The following is a 16988-nucleotide window of genomic DNA, read 5'->3' on the forward strand; positions in this document are numbered from 1 at the left end:
CGCTCGTTTCAACAACCCCCCTCCTTGCGAGGGGGGTTGTTCTGTTTTGTCCCCTGCCAAGGCTTGGACCCTCCGGGCTCGACCTGCTGTTGTGGGTTCGTTGGGAAAATTCAGGGGAGTCGTCGTGAGGTCGTGGGTTTTTTGTTGGGTGATTGGCAGCTCCTAACGATTCGCTAACAAGGGCTTTACTTTCATTGAGGTTTATGGCCCTACTGTTGCTTCGTGTGAGAGTGTTTCCGGTCAAAGTCATGTTGTTTGTGTGTTGTGAATAGAGGAAGGTTTGCTGGTCTAGCGCTACGTGGAGTCGTCCTTTTGGCGGTATTTGGGGTCGGATATGTTGTCCGTGCTGCATCCTCGCCAGCGTCGCGGGGCCGGTTAGCACGAACTGAGCGGGTGATAACCGTTACCGATGGTACGGCGTCCCAGGCAATACCTGCATCAGGAACTATTGAACCGGCAACTGAGCGCACAGCTACCTTTGCGACTTCCGGCACCGTCAATACGGTAAGTGTAGCGATTGGACAATCGGTGAGCGTTGGCCAGGAACTGGCGACCCTGGAGACTGCGCCGCTCGCCGCTGCCGTAGCTCAGGCTCAGGCACAATTAGCAAGTGCCCAGGCCAAGTTGAGTACCGATGAGGCTGGAGGGGCGATCGCGATCACCGTCAACGCTGATAACGCTGCTGTCAGTGCAGCAAACCTTGCTCTCTCTATTGCCCAGGCAAACCTGGGGGACGCTACGTTAAGAGCTCCGGTAGCGGGAACGGTAGTGGCAGTTACCCTTACTCCTGGCCTACAGGTATCAGGTACTGTAAATGCTGCAGGTGCTGCCCCGGGGATTACCATCATAAGTTCGAATTCATGGGTAGTCGAGGCGGCAGTCAGTGACGCAAGCATTGCTGGCGTCACCATTGGCGAGCAGGCGATCATTACTCCGCAGGGTTCGACTACAAGCGTATATGGGACCGTTTTGTCTGTCGGCCTCGTCGCGAATGTATCTGGTGGAGTCGCGTCCTTCCCGGTAACTGTCGCGATAACCGGTTCGCCGTCGGGACTCTATACGGGTCTCCCTGCGAATCTCTCTTTAACTACCCGGGTGCAGGCGAACGTGATTGAGATTCCCGTTTTAGCTGTACACTCGCTCACATCGCATCCTTATGTCATTGTTGAGACAGGTACAACCAAGGTGCCTACCTCTGTCACGTTGGGGTCGGTTATTGGCGCCAACGTTATTGTGTTGCACGGTCTCTCTGTAGGTGCCCGAATCCTCGAGAGAATCCCCTCATTTGCGAAGTCGCTAGGGGTGCCTGGCGGCAGAGCCGGAGGTGGCAAGCGCGGCGGTAAGGGCGGAGGTGGCATTGGTGGAATCTGATCAAAATGCTGGTCGGGATCTGTTAGTCCTTGAGAATATAGGAAAACGATACCAACTTGGACATCTCTTTGTCGAGGCTCTCCGTGGTGTCAGTTTTACGGTAGTTGCCAAGGAGTATATCGCGATAACTGGACCGTCGGGTTCTGGGAAGTCGACCCTCATGCATCTCATTGGATGCCTTGACGTTCCCACCTCAGGCGACCTGAGTATTGCAGGAGAACTAGTCCGCGATCTCAGCCAAGCCCAGCTCGCTGAGATACGTAATCGTCGCATAGGCTTTGTTTTTCAACAATTCAACCTGTTGCGGACCATGACCGCTCTGCGCAATGTCGAGCTCCCGCTCCTCTATGCCGGAGTACCAAGGAAGGAGCGACGAGAGCGTGCAGCGGCGCTTCTTGAACGTGTAGGGCTCGGAAACCATCTGAATCATCGCCCAATGGAGCTCTCAGGCGGACAACAGCAGCGTGTCGCCATCGCCCGCGCGCTCGTTGGGGATCCTAGCATTATTCTAGCTGATGAGCCGACAGGGAATCTTGACTCCCATAGCGCTGAGGAGATCCTCGGAATTTTCGAGGAACTCAACCAGCTTGGGCGCACGTTGGTTGTTATCACCCACGATGCTAGCGTTGCCGCCAGAGCTTCTCGTGCGCTTCATATTCGCGATGGTCAATTGCAGGAAGTCTCATGACCTGGGGCCAACTCGTACGAAGCGCACTCGAGGCGATCCAGTGGAACCGTCTGCGCTCCCTCTTGACCGTGCTCGGTATCGTGATCGGCATAGCTGCGGTGATGATGACGGTTGGCCTTGGCGAGGGTGCACAGGCCAAGGTCAGCTCCAAGATTGCCTCACTCGGAAGTAACCTTCTTACCGTTGCCCCCGGAAGTACCTCTGCTGCTCCCGGTGTGCGCCGAGGCCTCGGAAGTGCATCCACGCTAACGATGGCAGATGCTGCTGCCCTGTCGTCTCGTGTCGTGGCCCCGGCGGTTGTTGCGGTTGCTCCACTCGTAAGCCAACACGAGACATTAACGAATGGGGCGATTGACTGGCCAACAACAGTGGATGGAACCACTCCGTCGTGGCTGACCATTCGGTCTCGATCGGTCGAGATCGGCAGATTTATCAACGCACAGGACGAAGCGTCAAACGCCGACGTTGTGGTGCTTGGAGCGCTAACCGCCCAAGAACTCTTCAGCTCAGCTAACCCGATTGGTAGAGTAGTTGATGTTGGTCCGCTGCCGATGACCGTGATCGGCGTGTTGGCACCTGTTGGTTCTGGAACATCGGCGACATCGAACCAAGATGACCTAGCTATTGTGCCGATCTCTACCGCGCAAGGTTCTTTGTTTGGGACCGCTGCCAACGATTCGGTCCAGTCGATTCTCTTGCAGGCCACCAGTTCATCGACGCTGTCGGCTGCCTATCAGGAGGCGGACCACGAACTCATGATGCTCCATGGAGTTACCAACCCAGCAAACGCTGACTTTACCATCACCGCAGAACAATCCCTCTTTAGCGCAGCAACCTCGATATCGGCCACATTGACGGCACTTCTCGCTGGGATAGCGACGGTGTCACTGCTGGTTGGCGGGATCGGCGTCATGAATATCATGCTGGTCTCTGTGACCGAACGAACGAGAGAGATAGGCCTTCGCAAGGCACTAGGAGCAAAGCCTAGCGATATTCGTCGTCAGTTCTTGGTTGAGGCTTCGGTCCTCGGAGTGTCCGGAGGTCTTGTTGGAGCTGCACTGGGTTTACTTGGGCAGTTAGTACTGCCGTCGGTCATCTCGAATCCGGTCATTATCCCTCCGATTGTTACGGTCGCTGCCGTTGCGGTGGCGTTGATCATCAGTCTCCTGTTCGGTGTCTATCCAGCAGCTCGCGCTGCACAGCTCTCTCCGATTGACGCGCTGCGGTCTGAATAACGAGAAGGGAAAACAGTTTGAATCGACGTATTCGTGTGATGGCCAGTGTGCTAGCAGGTGGTGCGATGCTCGCAGCCTGTGGGTCCGCGACTTCGAGCACAAGCTCCACTGCATCCTCCAAGACCTCTTCTACTCCTACAAAGCATCCACCAAGGATTGCTGCAAGCGGGACCATTGCTGCTGTGTCACCATCAGCCTCGAACATGCAGGTTCAAGGAACTGCTACCGGTGAAACGACGGTTGGATGGACTTCTGCGACCAAATTCACGCAGACTACCACGATTTCGCCAGCTTCACTTACGGTCGGATCGTGCGTAGTAGCTATCGAACACACTCCGCGTGGTTCTCGTGTCCCGGTGGTTCGCTCGATAATGGTCGAGACGAACGCTACCAGTTGTGCTGGTTTACCGGCGAGTGCAGGCACAACAAAACACCATGGAACACATGCGCGTAAAGGCGCTAAGAGACGCCACCTTCTACGGGGAAGAATTACCCGAGTATCATCGACATCTATCACCTTGTCGGTAACCTCAGGTTCCACTTCCCAGACTCTCACCCTCCCACTCAGAGCAACGACTTCTGTCATCGCTCACCAGAGCGCCACGAGCAGCGATCTCTTCGTCGGCCGATGCGTGGTTGTCGAGGGGTCTACTAGCTCCATTGGGGTGGTAACTGCGCGTCGCATCGGTATCTCTTTGCCGACTAACGGATCCTGCAGGATGGTCGGGGGTGGGACGTCTTTGTTGTCAGGGAATACCGGTGCGTAATAACTTCCGCCGCCTTCTGAAGGTCGTGGCCGTCGTCGTAGTGGTTGGCGGAGCGACGGTTGTTTTCATCTCCCGCCCTGCACCACCGGCCTACCAACTCGCCTACGCGAAACCAGAGGCGGTTACTGCAACGATTAGTGCGGTTGGTGCGCTAGCGCCAACCGCTCAGGCCGTGGTTCCTCCCCCGATGAGCGGAACCATCGCTTCGATTGCAGTTCGGGTCGGTCAGAGAGTGACAGCTGGCGAGACGTTAGCCACGGTCTCGCCATCTGCACAGGCATCTCGGGCAAGGATCACCGATGCGTCCGCACTAGCCCAGGCCGAAGCTGCACTAGCCCAGGCCGAGCAGCCCACCTCAGTCCCGACACTAAAGAGTTCCACTAGCAGTTTGAGCGCCCTGCAATCCGATGTTAGCGCCATCCGTAAGACGCTTTTGGAGCTATGTCCAACGACTCATTCGGCTGCTTGTGGATCCCTCAACACGGAACTGAGTAGGTTGTCCTCTCAGTTAAGCGCCAAGACATCGGATGCTAGCGCTCCTAGCCCAGAGGCAACCAGCACCTCAAGTGCTATCATCGCAGCTGATCAAGCTATCGTGACAGCCGATCAGAGTGCCCTCTCGTCCGCCTTGCAGGTCCAATCGAGTACATTCGTATCGCCCATAGCGGGTACGGTAGCCACACTGTCACTCGCTGTTGGTCAGGTGGTCCGTGCCCAATCTACCTCTACCGCGATCACCGTAATTCAACCGAGTAGGTCAGAGGCAGTTGTTCCCATTGCCATCGCTACCGCACATCAACTTCATGACGGTGACCAGGCGAGCATCCTTCCTCTAGGAAGTCGCCATGCAACAAGTGGTCAAGTCACATCCATTGGAACCACTCCGACCACGAATCAAGCGACAGGGGCTACCACTGTCTCCGTTGCCGTTTCAGTCAATCATTTGACACTGCCAGTATTTGACGGAGCGCAGGCACTTGTGACCATTGATATTGCGCACAGCGCTGATGTATTAGCCGTGCCTACATCGGCGATCTTCTACAAGGGTGGACACCCAACGGTGCTCGTGGATAACCCGAAAGGCATAGTTTCCGATACCGTGAGAGTCGGTATCGTAGGCGCCGACTATACGTCTATTCTTGGAGGTCTTAGCGACGGGGTACCGGTGGTGTTGGCTTCCTTGGATCGGCCATTACCTGTCCCGGTGAAACCAATCGGTGGCTTTGGCAAAGCATTTGGCCAAGGTGGCGCCAGACGTAAAGTTCCCAGATTGTGAATCGACTCTATCAAAGAAACGGATGCTGGTAGCAGGCCCGAAGACCTGGTGGATGCGTGGTCATCACGGCATCGCGCGTGGTCGCTGCGTACATCAGACCGTGCCTGTGGGTGCAAATAGCTATGATAAGCACCGCTACATCAGGTAGCTGTTCGGACAGCTGGTCGGCGCCAACGGCATCGAGGCGCGAGATACAGGAGTTCACTCGAGCGGCCCACTGGAACGATGCGTCATTCGTTGGTCTTTGTGCATTTTGACCTCATGTCTCTCCGACATCTTTTCCTTGGCATGCTTTTGTTGTGGGTAGGTGACGCCTCTGCCAAGATTGATGGGCCTCTCACCAGCACGTCAAGGACGCTACCTTCTCTTGGCACTACGTGTCGGTAAGTTTTTCCCAGGCCTAGCCCTCGATGACGACCTTGGGAAAATTTGGGAGGTGTGGAGTGCCTGAGGGTTTGTTCCCATCTCGTGCAACAGATGAGGTGTCGTCGGGAAAGTATCTAGTATGGGGTTGCGGCATGCGAAGGGGATCGAGAGCGATGACGGAGTGACTGGGGAAGATCTCAGGTATGAAATCGTGGTCCGTTCGCTATTAGATCCGATCTATCGGTTTTATCGACGTCGCGTTGGTCCAGATGTGTGCGATGACCTCACCGTTGAAACCTTCGCCGTGGTGTTCTCGCGTTTGCCAAGCTATAGCTCTGAACGCGGTGCTCTCCGACCGTGGGTCTTCGGTATCGCGGCCAACGTCTTGCGGCATCATTGGAGGGACGAGCAGGCCCGTCTGGCACGCGAGGCGAGGCTGGGAGGCATGGCCATGACGGACACCCGTCCAGAAGACCCAAGCGATGGTTACCTTGAGCTTGATGCCACGATCGCCCGCGCGCTTTTAGGGCTCAATGATGAAGATCGGCTGGTGCTGTTGCTGTATGCCTGGGAGGAGCTGAGTCCCGGCGAGATCGCCCAGGCTTTGGCGTTGCCAGCGGGTACGGTTCGTTCACGCCTCTCGCGGGTCCGCGCACGGTTACGCGAGGAACTGATGCGAGATGGGGGTCCGTCGGGGACGATAGAGGATGGGCGCACTTCGACGTTGAAGGAGGATGGATGGACGAATTAGACCTGTTGCGCGGTTTTCATGCGGATCGAAGTGTGGCCTCCAGGGGCCTGAGGGATCGAGTCGTGGCGCTTGGTTCGTCCAAGACTCAGATGGGTTCCGAGGGAAACACGCTGGCTTCTATGGCGCCTATCAGCTCAGCAAATCTTGCCAGCTCCAGCAAGGATGGCATGGATCCATTAGCAGGACAGCAGCAGCGCCGCACTAGGGGGTTGTATCGAAACAAGGTGCTTACCAGTGTTGTGGCGTTACTCCTGGTAGTCGGAGGGGTGGCCGGGTTTGCGTTGAGCCACACCCAGCAACAAGGAGGTACTGCTCTCGGCGGTGTTGGGGTGATAGAGCTTGCTTACCATCGTCTTCTCGCTGTGCGATCCCTACATTTTCAGACTACCGAACAGATTGAAGCTGGGTCGACTCCGGAGACGATTACCACGACCGGGGTAGTAACCGGAGTCGAGAATGGTCCATCGGGAGTGGCTGAACGTGCGTTGACGACGTCGGCGACGCCACAGGGGAAGACAGCGGTGGAACTTATCCTCGCCCATCGCGTGCTCTATGTACGACGCGTGGCACCGAGCCCAACAGCACTGAGAACGGCGACATATTTTGGATATCGAGTGAGTTCTTCGGGTCCTCCGGCAACGCTTGGCGTGCAAAACCCGATCCATGCAGGCCCGGTTACCTTGCTTCGGCGCTTTGCTCAGAGTGGAGTGGTGACGACCTCGCAGTCGGCCAATATCGACGGTCAGGTGGTGACGCGTTATCAGGCCCGGGTGAAGATAGGAGCAATTTTGAAGGCCGACGCTGGTGAGATTCCGTCCACCCTGCGTTCGGAGATGCAGCTTCTGGGGAAGGATGCCCCGGTTGCGCTATGGATTAACCGGCACGGCCAACTGCTACGGGAGGTGGTAACCGTCCCCTTCACGGTCAGCGGTTACCAGTTCTACACCATCGACACGTTGAACTTTAGTGCGTACAACGTACCAGTTACCGTCACGGCGCCGTCGACTGCACGGGTGACCTTTGAGAGCAGCCTCACCAAGCTCGTGCAAGCTGTGGAGGGTTAGATGAGCGATAGGAATGACTCCCACAGGGAGGACGTAGCGGATGCACTCGAGCCAGGCAGTTGCAAAAGTCTGGTCGGATTGGCTTTTCTGGTTCCAAGCGGCGTGTTGTTTGGTGGGGTTGAGCTCTATACGATCGTGGCCCACAAGCACCTACACTCCCCTGTCCTGGGCATCATAGCAATCATATGGTGCGCTTTTGGCGGTACCCTACTTGCAGTGGTTGTCCTGCGGAACCTTTTTCCAGAGCTCGATCGGTCTCGCGATGCACTCCTCGGGTGGTCACAGCTGCCTCGCACGAAGCGATACCTCGCTCTGGTCGATCGGGGTGAGCCCGTTGTTCTGTTCGGCGCTTCGGCCGTACACAAGCTGCGGAATCTTAACCGGATCTCCATGGTCGTGGCAACCCTTGTCGTTGCTGGCTCCACTTATGGATTGATCGTTACCGATTTCGTGCCTGCTTTGGAATCGCGCTCTAAAGGATCTGATCTGAGCGCACTGGCTCTGATCGGAGTCGTGCTCGTGACCTATGTCGTGAGTCGCCTGATCCGGGGGTGGGTGAACCGTCATGCCACAAGACGGGTCCGTTCGTGTCACCAGGATGGCTCATCCAGCTTCCCTGGTAACGCAAGGCATCGCACACCGGAAGGGAGAGCATGAGGATACAAATGGTAACTAGCAAGGAGGAAAGTGGGTTGCAAAAAATCGGTGAGCAAAGCTTGACGATCCTAGCAGCCGTCGGGTGTTATGGAGCATATGTGGTAGCCCTCACGGCTGGACTGGGAGCCTTCCTGCCGACCGCAGCCGCGTTTGTCGTGTCTCTAGTGACTCTAGGGTTGCTCGCCGTGTGCTTCTTCCCCAATAGCCGTCGGTATCATTTAGCCATTGACGATAGCGAAGCAGCCGATAGGACCAGCACAACCGACCGCGGAGAACAGGTTCAGGCTGCCTGAACGCTGACGCCTCGTTCGGTCGTAGGGGTGCTGTCCGACTCGACAAGGACTGACGTAACGGATCGTGCAAGGGTTGCACGAGCGCCCTTTCCTATTGGCAATTGACACTCGCCAAGGGCTCTCGGTCACCACCTTCCAAAACCCCCGTCAGTGCTGCTGTGGCCGAAGTTCCTGAGTGTGCGCTAGTGGCTCCAGTGCTTGGAAGGTTGTGAGTTGGGGCAACAGTTGCTTGAGCGAGAGTGAGACCGACTCTGATTCTGTCCTGATGAGCCGGACTTAGACATCGAGTACACGGTGTCCTTATTCTGAACCAGAGCCGATCTCAAGAAGCGCGACAAATGCGGTCGAAGCGCTCTGAGCGCAGAACTAACAAGCATCCAATGGCTCCAGCGGATGATGAACGTTTTGGGAGATCTCCAAGGTACCGTGTAGTCGAAGAAGGAGCCGCGAAGTGTTCACGAGTAGTCGACATACCCTGCTGTATCATACACTCCTACTAGTACATATCCTCGGCGCGATGACCTTCTTTGCTGGGGTCGTGCTCGCGGGCCTTGTGTTGGTAAGAGCGCGCCACGCCACAATGGCATCGGGGGTCGCAAGCATTCTCTCTCTCGCACGTATCGGCGTGTTGTTGGTCGCGATCGGTGCGCTGGTGGCTGGTGCATTTGGCTTGCTCCTCGTTTGGGTCGGTCACTATGGCTTTGGGTCTGGGTGGGTGGTCGCCGCCATCGTGACCTATGTCGGCGTCGTTGTCTTGGGGGGTTTGGGGGGCGCGATACCAAAGCGAGCAAGATTGCTAGCGACTGAACTGGGCCCGGTAGAGGTATCGCAACAGTTGCGAGATCTGCTTTGGGATACCCGGAGCCGTCTCTATAACGATGTTGCCTTTGTGCTGATGCTGGTATTGATCTACCTCATGGTATTCAAGCCTTGATATCGAGACCAGCTCCTTGAGGTTCCGAGGGGGGATGGCGGTCCCCGATGGTGGCATTGCGGGGTTGCTCGCGCCGCTGATGATGGGGATACGCAGGAGACGCTTGTCGCCAGTAGGGTTTTAGTGAGGTTGTGTGTGCAAACGAAGAGGAGATTGTGGTGAGTGACGAAACGATTCGACTAGGTGCGACAGGGTTGAAGGTCTCCAGGCTATGCCTTGGGACGATGACGTTTGGCCTGCAAAGTGACGAGGAGGAGGCCATCAAGATTTTGGATCGAGCCTTCGAAGGTGGTATCTATTTCATTGATACTGCGGATGTCTACCCGCTCGGTGGCGGAGTGCGTTTGGCGGGAACCACAGAAGAGATCGTCGGACGTTGGCTCAAAGGGAAGCGCGATAAGGTGATCCTGGCGACAAAGTGTTTTGGAGCAATGGCGAAGGAGCCTTTCCATCAGGGCAACTCGCGCAAGCATATCTTTGATGCGGTGGATGCATCGTTAAAGCGACTCGGCACTGATTACCTCGATCTCTATCAGTTGCACCGCTACGACCCAGAGACGCCAATCGAAGAGTCACTCGGAGCCCTAGATGACCTGGTGCGTCTCGGCAAAGTTCGCTATGTAGGTTGTTCGAACTTCCCTGCATTTCGGCTGGCGAAAGCAAATGCAGTGGCCGAGGGCAGGGGCCTTGCGAGATTCTCTTCGGTCCAACCCCGGTACAACTTGCTGTATCGTATCATCGAGCGCGACCTTGTGGAGCTGGCGGTCGAGGACGGGATCGGCGTCATTCCCTACAATCCGATCGCCGGTGGACTCCTCTCAGGGAAGCACCGGTCTATCGATGCGCCGACGGAGGGGACACGCTTTAACTCGACGCCAGCGAGCGAACTTTACCGAGAGCGATACTGGCACGAGGAGATGTTCGCCACGGTAGAAAAGCTCCAGGCCATAGCGGCACGCGAAGACGTCAGCCTCGTCACACTCTCTGTTGCCTGGGTTATGCGCCAAAAGGGGATCACGTCACCGATCATTGGTGCCTCAAAGGTCGAGCAACTGACTGATTCTATGGCGGCATTGGAGTATCATCTCTCGGATGCAGTAGATGCAGAGTTGAAAGCACTGACTGAACAGTATCTGGCCGGGCCGTCATTGGTCTGAGATCGAGTTGGATCAAGGTTTTAGCGCTGAGGCCAGGCTGGACTAGAATGCCCTCAAACGCGGTGCGGAGGTAACGATGGGCGAAATAGGTAAAGTTGTGGGACTTGTGTTGGTTCTCGCGGCGATCGCAGGCCTGGTGGTGAGCTTTGTGGTGTGGCGCAAGCGGCGGCAGCCGACCGGTCTGATGATCCTCCGATCTGCGTTGCCAGATCGGGAGCGCCAACGGGTGGCTTATGCTCATCTTCGAGCGGGCACCCTCCCCGACGATCCAGAGCTCGCCGGGGTCGTCCGGGAGGTCGCCCAAGCGACGGTAAGTCAGTGGGACCCGACAGCGATTTATGGGACCGTTCTTGTGCTCCTCGCTGGCGAGTACCTGATGAAGCCAGATAGCATCCTGATCCTCTTTGGCGTAGGCTACTTGCTCGTCGCAGCGTGGGGTGTACGTTCACGTCGTCAGATGAGAGATCGGGCGCGACTGATCTTGGCCGACACCTGGCAGTGAGTGTTGCGTACGGACACTGCCACCTGGATTAATGCGTTCTAGGACAACGGGATCACTAGGTGCTGATCCTTCCGTGTCGGTCCTTTGCCTCTTCTCCTTCTGCATCGTTTCGTAGCAGCCTGGACGTTGCATAGTCGAAGCAACATCGATGACCCCTGGTGATGTTTATCATTGGGGCGTCAGGTCGTGCGTCGTTCCAGATGCGAGCAGGTAGTGACGACTTGTAAGTGAGCAGAGGTGTGTGGTCGTATGCTCGCAGAGTTGGCACGGCTCAGGAGTGGTGTAAATCGTCGCCCGCTGTGAACGCTCTTCGCAAAGCGAGTAGTCGTTGGCGAAGGTTCATCGGGGAACCTTGGTTCACTAAACTGGAGGTACGGTCATCTTGACAACAAGCACGCAATGGCAGCGCAATAGCGCAATGGAGCAAAAGAGCAAAAGAGTAAAAGAGCAATATAAGAGGAGAGGAGCAGAGCATGACTAAGACCTGGCAAGTGGCCCTGGATGAGGCGCGCGACAATCTTCGATCGGCGATGAAGGATCTACGCGGGGTGCGTGAGGATCTTCGCGAGGCAGCGCTCAATGGTGGCGAGGCTGCCATCTTTGGACTTGAGGGATGGTTGCTGCAATCCTCTATCGTCCCCACGACCCCCTTCATGGATCCAGAGATTTTTCCCTGGACGAAGACCCTGGAGGATGGGTGGAAAGATATACGCGAAGAGCTCGATATGATGTTAGACCGCAGAGATGACCTGCCGAACTTTCAAGAGATCTCTCGTGATGTCGCCTCGATCTCTGATGATGATCAATGGAAGACCGTCTTCTTCATGGGGTACGGTTATCGGTCGCAGGCGAACTGGGAGCGTTGCCCAAAGACGGCAGCTCTCCTCGAACAGGTTCCGGGTCTCACGACCGCCTTCTACTCGATACTGAGTCCGGGCAAGCACCTCCCCCCTCATCGTGGGCCGTATCGAGGTGTGTTGCGCTACCATCTCGGGCTGAGAATCCCAGAACCGGCGGAGCTCTGTGGTATCGAAGTTGGCGGTGAGACTCGTCACTGGGAAGAGGGGAAGAGTTTACTTTTTGATGATGGCTATCAACACAGCGCCTGGAACGATACAACCGAACTGCGAGCAGTGCTGTTCCTGGACATCGTCCGACCCATGTCGGGAGCTGCCAAGGTGGTCAACGATGCGTTGTTAAAGGCGATCGCCCTGTCACCATTTCTTCGCGACGCAAAGAAGCGACATGAGGCATGGGAGCGACGTTTCGAGGGAAGCATCCGACAATAGCATCGGTCGCAAGTCACGCTAGGTTTGTGGTCGCTTGATACAGAGTCTTGACAGTTCGGTGTGCCAGGTCTAGGATGGCAGGCAGTCGTTGTTGACTGCTAGACGTGGCGTTTGATGAATGAGAGCCCGACAGCATCTGCTGTCGGGCTTGTCGTTTTTTGGGCACTGTGGATTTGGGCACTGTGGATTTAGGGCACGGTGTTGCTAGGCATCGCGGAGGTTGGAGGGAACGGATATGAGGGTAATCGTCATCGGAGCGGGGGCCACGGGGCTCGGCGTTGCATGGGATCTCACCCTGCGTGGGATTGAGGTGATTGTCCTGGAGGCGCAGGAGATTGGTGCTGGGACCTCCGGGCGGTTCCATGGCCTTCTCCATAGCGGCGGCCGTTATCTGGTCACGGACCCATCGGCAGCCAAGGAGTGTTACCAGGAGAACATGTTGTTGCGTGACATCGCCAGCGAGGCCGTGGTTACGACCGGAGGTTACTTTGTCAAAAAGTACGGTGACGACGATGTCTTTGAGAGTAATTGGTTGGGTCAAGCTGAGAAGTTAGGCGTACCGGTGCATCCAGTGTCAGTTGGTGACCTTCGGGCGGAGATGGGGATGTTGACCGAACAGATTGAGCGGTCGTACTGGGTGCCTGATGGTGTGCTCGAGGGATTCAAGATGCTCGCGATGTTGGTGCAAGCGATCCAGGCGCGCGGGTCGAAGCTCTTCGAGCACACGAAGGCGACCGGGTTACGTCTTCAGGGTGATCGCGTCAATGGTGTTGCGGTGGAGGAGCGGTCAGGAGGCACTCGGGTCATCGATTGCGATGCGGTCGTCAATACCGCCGGTCCGTGGGCAGGTTTTGTGGCGCGTGATTGGGGACTCGATATCAGAGTTCAGCCATCGTATGGATTGATGTTGATTTTTGCGAACCGGCGACTCGATAAGGTTGTCAATCGGCTGAAATCTCCTAGCGATGGTGACATCTTCGTCCCCCACCAGGAAGTGGTGATTCTCGGCACTACGGATGTTGCCCAGCCGTCGCCGGAGGCTCCCCAACCACTGCGAAGTGAGGCCGTCAGGCTGATGGAGCTTGGATCTGAGCTTATTCCAGATCTTGGTTCCTGGAGAGTATTGCGTGGTTTTAACGGTGTACGGCCGCTGTATGAACCCTCGGGTATCGCCGGAGACTCGCGGACGGTATCACGGGATTTTGCGGTGCTCGATCATAGTGAACGAGATGGCCTGCTTGGAGCCTTCTCTGTACTGGGTGGCAAGTGGACCACTTTTCGCTTGATGGGGGAGGCGCTTGGCAACCAGCTCGCTACGACCCTCAATATCGACTCCCCAAGCCGGAGTCGCGAGATAGCGATCGACACCAAGGCCCCACCGCCCGCAACGGTCGCCGTCGGTGATCGCGGTGCGCTACTGTGCGAATGTGAACAAGTCTACGAGGCAGATATTGCACAGACAGCACGCTCAGCCATGCAACGACGCTTTGGTACTTGGTTCGCTATGGGGCCTTGCCAGGGCACGTTCTGTGCGCATCGGGTCTTGGGAAGAGGATCGGAGGAGAACTTTGCCAAAGAGCTCAACACGCTGCGCCGCGAGCGCGAGCACGGTCTTGACGCAGTTGGTTGGGGAGCAAACGCACGGTTGATAGCGCTGGAGCAGTCGATTGCGGCCCAATGTCTCGGGGAGGAGCTATGACCCCCAAGACCGCTCTCGTCGTAGGTCGGGGTCCGGCTGGACTGCTGAGCGCCAGTTATCTTGTTCAGCGGGGGTATCAGGTGAGCGTTCTTGCCGAGGCGGACGGTTCTCTTGCGATGTGGCCGGGCGATTTTAGCTTTGGCAGAGATGCCGATTCGTTTCGGAGTTTTCCGATTCAGCGTTCGTTGACGGAGTGGTTGCAGTCCTTTGATGAACTCGTGGCACTTTATCGATCCTTTGGAGTCACGCTTCGATTGCCCCAACGCGAAGCGATTGCGCATACCGTCACGGCGACCGGCAACCTTCGTCCAACCTTTGCAACGCCAGATTGGCAATACGCGTCAACAGAGCCAGAGTCGCTGGTCTTTGTGGGGGTTGATGGTCTCGCAGACTCGATCGTCGGAGCACAAGTAGCTACCTACCGGCGAAAGAGCGGCAAGGATGCCTTTGACGTACGTCTGTCTCGACCCCCGAGTTGGGATGCGAGTTGGGGGGCTATTCGATTTGCCGTGTACCTCGATAGTGATGCGGGTGCCGATTGGCTGTTGAGGAGTTTGCAGGCCGTACTGAAGAGTGCACCGGCAGACATTCCAGTAGTGCTGCCCCAGATCGTCGGGTTGGAGCGCACGACCAGCCTGTTAGCGCGGCTGTCGGATGTATGTGGCCGTAGCGTGGGCGAGTTCCCGCTGCTATCGCCGAGCGTTGGCGGTATCAGGATCAAGGATCGCTGGGAGCGTCAGTTGCGACGTCAAGGAGTCCGGTTCCTGAGTGGTAGAGTGCAAGAGATTCTGCCCACACCGCGCGCTGTCATGGCCGATGGGAGATGTTTTGCGGCGGACCTTCTCTTGCTAGCCCATGGTGGGGTGCTGGGTGGTGGCATGCGTGTGACCGTCGATGGCGCGATCGTCGACGAGCTGGTTAATAGGGAAATAGGTAGGATGGACCGACTCGAGGCGCTGAATGAGCTTGGCCACCAGGATGTTGACTGCCTCGGAGGCGGGCGAGTGCTTGCCGTTGGGAGAGCAATCGGTGTATGGAATCCTAATCGGGACCATAACGGAGGAGCGATGCTGCTTGCGACGGTGCGCGCGGCACTTGCGCTCAGTGAGGAGATTGATCAGTGAAGCGATTCGAATACGAGGATGCCTGCATCAAATGCTCCCTCTGCGTCACCGCCTGTCCTGTCTATCGGGTCGATACACAGTTCCCTGGTCCAAAGGCACTTGGTCCTGACTGGTATCGACGCCATCAGGCCGGAGAGGTCAAGGCCATGGAGCACGTGAGCGACTGCACCTTCTGCCAGCTCTGCGAAAACGCTTGTCCCGTGGATGTGCCGATCGCCCATCTCATCGCAGAGCACAAACACGTCGCATCCGAATCGCGGCGGCTTGCGCTGCGTGACTATCTCTTGACCCATCCCCAGTGGTTGGCGATGGCTCCTTCCCTCGTAAAGGTCCCAAAGCAACTCGGCATACCGCTTGGCATCAGTGCATCGACGCAGTGGCCGGTCCCCTCGCCCATCCAGCGCACCAATCGCCATCGGTATCGTGTCCGTCGACAACAGGCTTCGCCCCTGCCCCAGGTTGGGATCTTCGTGGATTGTTTTACCCGAGGATTCGACTCAGAGACCTTCGCCGCCGCCAGTGCCGTCCTTGGAGAGCTCGGCTATGCGACGGTGGCTCTGCCTGCTGCGAGCCATTGCTGTGGCGCAGCTGCCTATGCATCGGGTCTGCTCGGAGAGGCCGAGCGCAGCGCTCGTCGGACGCATCGTGCAATCCGGAGGGTGTCTGTGGGATTGGAAGCTGTCGTGACCTTAAATGCTACCTGTGACGACACGCTGCGCGTGGAGTGGCCACGGTATTTTGGATTGCATCTCTCCACGCCGATCGTTCCCTTTGTGGATTTTGTGCTCGACAAGGCGAGTCCTGGCTTTTTTGAGCAGTTGCGGCGAGGATCTATCGACGAAGTGATCTACACGCACGCAACCTGTCGGTCAAAGGTTGCCCGTGGCGAGGGGTCGCTCTTTGCTCTGATGGAGCGTGCCAGCGACCACGAGCCAGAGATCCTCGCGATCAGCTGTTGTGGCGCCGCTGGTTCGTATGCCTTCAAAGCTGAGCACACGAAGGTGGCACGAGCTCTGGGCGGACATGCGAGAGAGGTAATGGGTGCACCGGGTGTCATCCTCACCGATAGTGGCACCTGCGCGATCCATCTCCAGGAGCTCACAGGGTCCGAGACTCTCCATCCTGCTCGTTGGCTCCATGCTCAGCTCCAGCGCCAGGCGGTGAAGCAGTGATGCCGGGCAGTGGGGCGATACAAGCGGACGAGATTCCCAAGGTAATCTTCGCGGCGCGAGAACCAGCAGACGTTTTGGCGATGTTAGCCGATACGGCACCGAGCTGGGTCTTCTTGCTTGGTGGGAGTGCCGGTGAGGTGTTGGGCGCCTCGAAGTTACTCGGTGACCGTGGCTTTGCGGTCTTTATCCATGTAGACATGCTGCACGGGATCACCAACGACAGTGAAGGCATACGTCTTCTCGCAAGCTTCGGTCATCCAGCCGGCATCATCACCACCCATCCGTCGACGGTGAACGCGGCGAAGAAGGTGGGACTGTTGACGATTGAGCGTATCTTTCTCCTCGATAGCTCCTCTGTTGAATCGGGACTACGCAACGTCGCCAGAACCAAACCGGATGCGGTCGAGGTACTGCCTGGCGTGTTGCCAGAACAGATTACCCAGGTGGCCGATAGTATCGATGTCCCTCTCATCGCAGGTGGCCTGATCACCCATCTCGATCAGGTACGGGCTGCACTGAAGGCTGGCGCCCTTGGTGTATCGACAAGCTCTGGGCTGTTGTTGAGCCAAGTCCAGGAGCTGAGTTAGACCGGGGCCATGGCTCATGAGTGGACCGGCTAATGGAGTGGATGGGCAGACGTAGT

At 57.1% G+C, this 16988-nt stretch carries 16 protein-coding genes; 15 read left to right on the plus strand and 1 reads right to left on the minus strand.

Going from position 1 to position 16988, the window contains the following annotated elements:
• The first annotated feature begins 264 nt into the window (after positions 1 to 264).
• From M7Q83_RS09670 to M7Q83_RS09700, 7 genes are all read left to right on the plus strand, one after another.
• Positions 265 to 1371 carry a biotin/lipoyl-binding protein gene (locus tag M7Q83_RS09670; protein ID WP_298337998.1) on the plus strand — a complete coding sequence of 369 codons (1107 nt, stop codon included), beginning with the start codon at positions 265 to 267 and terminating at the stop codon, positions 1369 to 1371.
• Positions 1361 to 2059, plus strand: coding sequence for an ABC transporter ATP-binding protein (locus M7Q83_RS09675; protein ID WP_298338000.1), 699 nt, complete (start codon positions 1361 to 1363; stop codon positions 2057 to 2059). The genes M7Q83_RS09670 and M7Q83_RS09675 overlap by 11 nt, the downstream gene beginning before the upstream one ends.
• The gene (locus M7Q83_RS09680; protein ID WP_298338002.1) at positions 2056 to 3294 is read left to right on the plus strand and encodes an ABC transporter permease; all 1239 of its coding nucleotides are present in this window, start codon (positions 2056 to 2058) and stop codon (positions 3292 to 3294) included. The genes M7Q83_RS09675 and M7Q83_RS09680 overlap by 4 nt, the downstream gene beginning before the upstream one ends.
• Before the next feature lie 759 nt (positions 3295 to 4053).
• On the plus strand, positions 4054 to 5337 hold the full coding sequence (locus M7Q83_RS09685; RefSeq protein ID WP_298338004.1) for an HlyD family efflux transporter periplasmic adaptor subunit: 1284 nt from the start codon (positions 4054 to 4056) through the stop codon (positions 5335 to 5337).
• Between the two features lie 505 nt (positions 5338 to 5842).
• Positions 5843 to 6454, plus strand: coding sequence for an RNA polymerase sigma factor (locus tag M7Q83_RS09690; RefSeq protein ID WP_298338006.1), 612 nt, complete (start codon positions 5843 to 5845; stop codon positions 6452 to 6454).
• On the plus strand, positions 6442 to 7518 hold the full coding sequence (locus M7Q83_RS09695) for a hypothetical protein (protein WP_298338008.1): 1077 nt from the start codon (positions 6442 to 6444) through the stop codon (positions 7516 to 7518). Before M7Q83_RS09690 ends, M7Q83_RS09695 begins: the two co-directional genes overlap by 13 nt.
• The gene (locus tag M7Q83_RS09700) at positions 7519 to 8175 is read left to right on the plus strand and encodes a hypothetical protein (protein ID WP_298338010.1); all 657 of its coding nucleotides are present in this window, start codon (positions 7519 to 7521) and stop codon (positions 8173 to 8175) included. It abuts the gene before it with no gap.
• Positions 8176 to 8283: 108 nt separating this feature from the next.
• Here M7Q83_RS09700 and M7Q83_RS14290 read toward each other — a convergent pair whose 3' ends face one another.
• Positions 8284 to 8547, minus strand: a complete 264-nt coding sequence (locus tag M7Q83_RS14290; RefSeq protein ID WP_366526397.1) for a hypothetical protein — start codon at positions 8545 to 8547, stop codon at positions 8284 to 8286.
• A gap of 372 nt (positions 8548 to 8919) precedes the next feature.
• On the opposite strand from M7Q83_RS14290, the gene M7Q83_RS09710 reads away from it, so the two are divergent.
• The 8 genes from M7Q83_RS09710 to M7Q83_RS09745 all read left to right on the plus strand — a co-directional run bounded on the left by M7Q83_RS09710 (position 8920) and on the right by M7Q83_RS09745 (position 16932).
• The gene (locus M7Q83_RS09710) at positions 8920 to 9402 is read left to right on the plus strand and encodes a hypothetical protein (RefSeq protein WP_298338014.1); all 483 of its coding nucleotides are present in this window, start codon (positions 8920 to 8922) and stop codon (positions 9400 to 9402) included.
• Between the two features lie 158 nt (positions 9403 to 9560).
• Positions 9561 to 10559 (plus strand): aldo/keto reductase, encoded by a 999-nt coding sequence (locus M7Q83_RS09715; RefSeq protein ID WP_298338017.1) that lies wholly within the window; start codon positions 9561 to 9563, stop codon positions 10557 to 10559.
• Positions 10560 to 10635: 76 nt separating this feature from the next.
• Entirely contained in the window at positions 10636 to 11061 is a 426-nt protein-coding gene (locus tag M7Q83_RS09720) for a hypothetical protein (protein ID WP_298338019.1), read from the plus strand.
• Between the two features lie 473 nt (positions 11062 to 11534).
• Positions 11535 to 12350 (plus strand): aspartyl/asparaginyl beta-hydroxylase domain-containing protein, encoded by an 816-nt coding sequence (locus M7Q83_RS09725; protein ID WP_298338021.1) that lies wholly within the window; start codon positions 11535 to 11537, stop codon positions 12348 to 12350.
• A 235-nt stretch (positions 12351 to 12585) separates the two neighbouring features.
• A complete protein-coding gene (locus M7Q83_RS09730; RefSeq protein WP_298338023.1) occupies positions 12586 to 14049 on the plus strand; it encodes an FAD-dependent oxidoreductase in 1464 nt (487 codons plus the stop codon).
• Complete coding sequence (locus M7Q83_RS09735) at positions 14046 to 15173, plus strand: hypothetical protein (RefSeq protein ID WP_298338025.1); 1128 nt, start codon at positions 14046 to 14048, stop codon at positions 15171 to 15173. The genes M7Q83_RS09730 and M7Q83_RS09735 overlap by 4 nt, the downstream gene beginning before the upstream one ends.
• Positions 15170 to 16345 carry a heterodisulfide reductase-related iron-sulfur binding cluster gene (locus M7Q83_RS09740; RefSeq protein ID WP_298338027.1) on the plus strand — a complete coding sequence of 392 codons (1176 nt, stop codon included), beginning with the start codon at positions 15170 to 15172 and terminating at the stop codon, positions 16343 to 16345. Before M7Q83_RS09735 ends, M7Q83_RS09740 begins: the two co-directional genes overlap by 4 nt.
• Complete coding sequence (locus M7Q83_RS09745; RefSeq protein ID WP_298338118.1) at positions 16345 to 16932, plus strand: glycerol-3-phosphate responsive antiterminator; 588 nt, start codon at positions 16345 to 16347, stop codon at positions 16930 to 16932. The genes M7Q83_RS09740 and M7Q83_RS09745 overlap by 1 nt, the downstream gene beginning before the upstream one ends.
• Positions 16933 to 16988: the final 56 nt, after the last annotated feature.

Origin of the sequence: Ferrimicrobium sp. (genome assembly GCF_027364955.1) — a bacterium.
Lineage (GTDB): Bacteria > Actinomycetota > Acidimicrobiia > Acidimicrobiales > Acidimicrobiaceae > Ferrimicrobium.

What these genes read in the sequence shown, in the direction of transcription:
- M7Q83_RS09680 (WP_298338002.1), top strand. Translation starts at nt 2,056, where the DNA reads ATGACCTGGGGCCAACTCGTACGAAGCGCACTCGAGGCGATCCAGTGG.
- M7Q83_RS09690 (WP_298338006.1), top strand. Translation starts at nt 5,843, where the DNA reads ATGGGGTTGCGGCATGCGAAGGGGATCGAGAGCGATGACGGAGTGACT.
- M7Q83_RS09695 (WP_298338008.1), top strand. Translation starts at nt 6,442, where the DNA reads ATGGACGAATTAGACCTGTTGCGCGGTTTTCATGCGGATCGAAGTGTG.
- M7Q83_RS09700 (WP_298338010.1), top strand. Translation starts at nt 7,519, where the DNA reads ATGAGCGATAGGAATGACTCCCACAGGGAGGACGTAGCGGATGCACTC.
- M7Q83_RS09720 (WP_298338019.1), top strand. Translation starts at nt 10,636, where the DNA reads ATGGGCGAAATAGGTAAAGTTGTGGGACTTGTGTTGGTTCTCGCGGCG.
- M7Q83_RS09725 (WP_298338021.1), top strand. Translation starts at nt 11,535, where the DNA reads ATGACTAAGACCTGGCAAGTGGCCCTGGATGAGGCGCGCGACAATCTT.
- M7Q83_RS09730 (WP_298338023.1), top strand. Translation starts at nt 12,586, where the DNA reads ATGAGGGTAATCGTCATCGGAGCGGGGGCCACGGGGCTCGGCGTTGCA.
- M7Q83_RS09735 (WP_298338025.1), top strand. Translation starts at nt 14,046, where the DNA reads ATGACCCCCAAGACCGCTCTCGTCGTAGGTCGGGGTCCGGCTGGACTG.
- M7Q83_RS09745 (WP_298338118.1), top strand. Translation starts at nt 16,345, where the DNA reads ATGCCGGGCAGTGGGGCGATACAAGCGGACGAGATTCCCAAGGTAATC.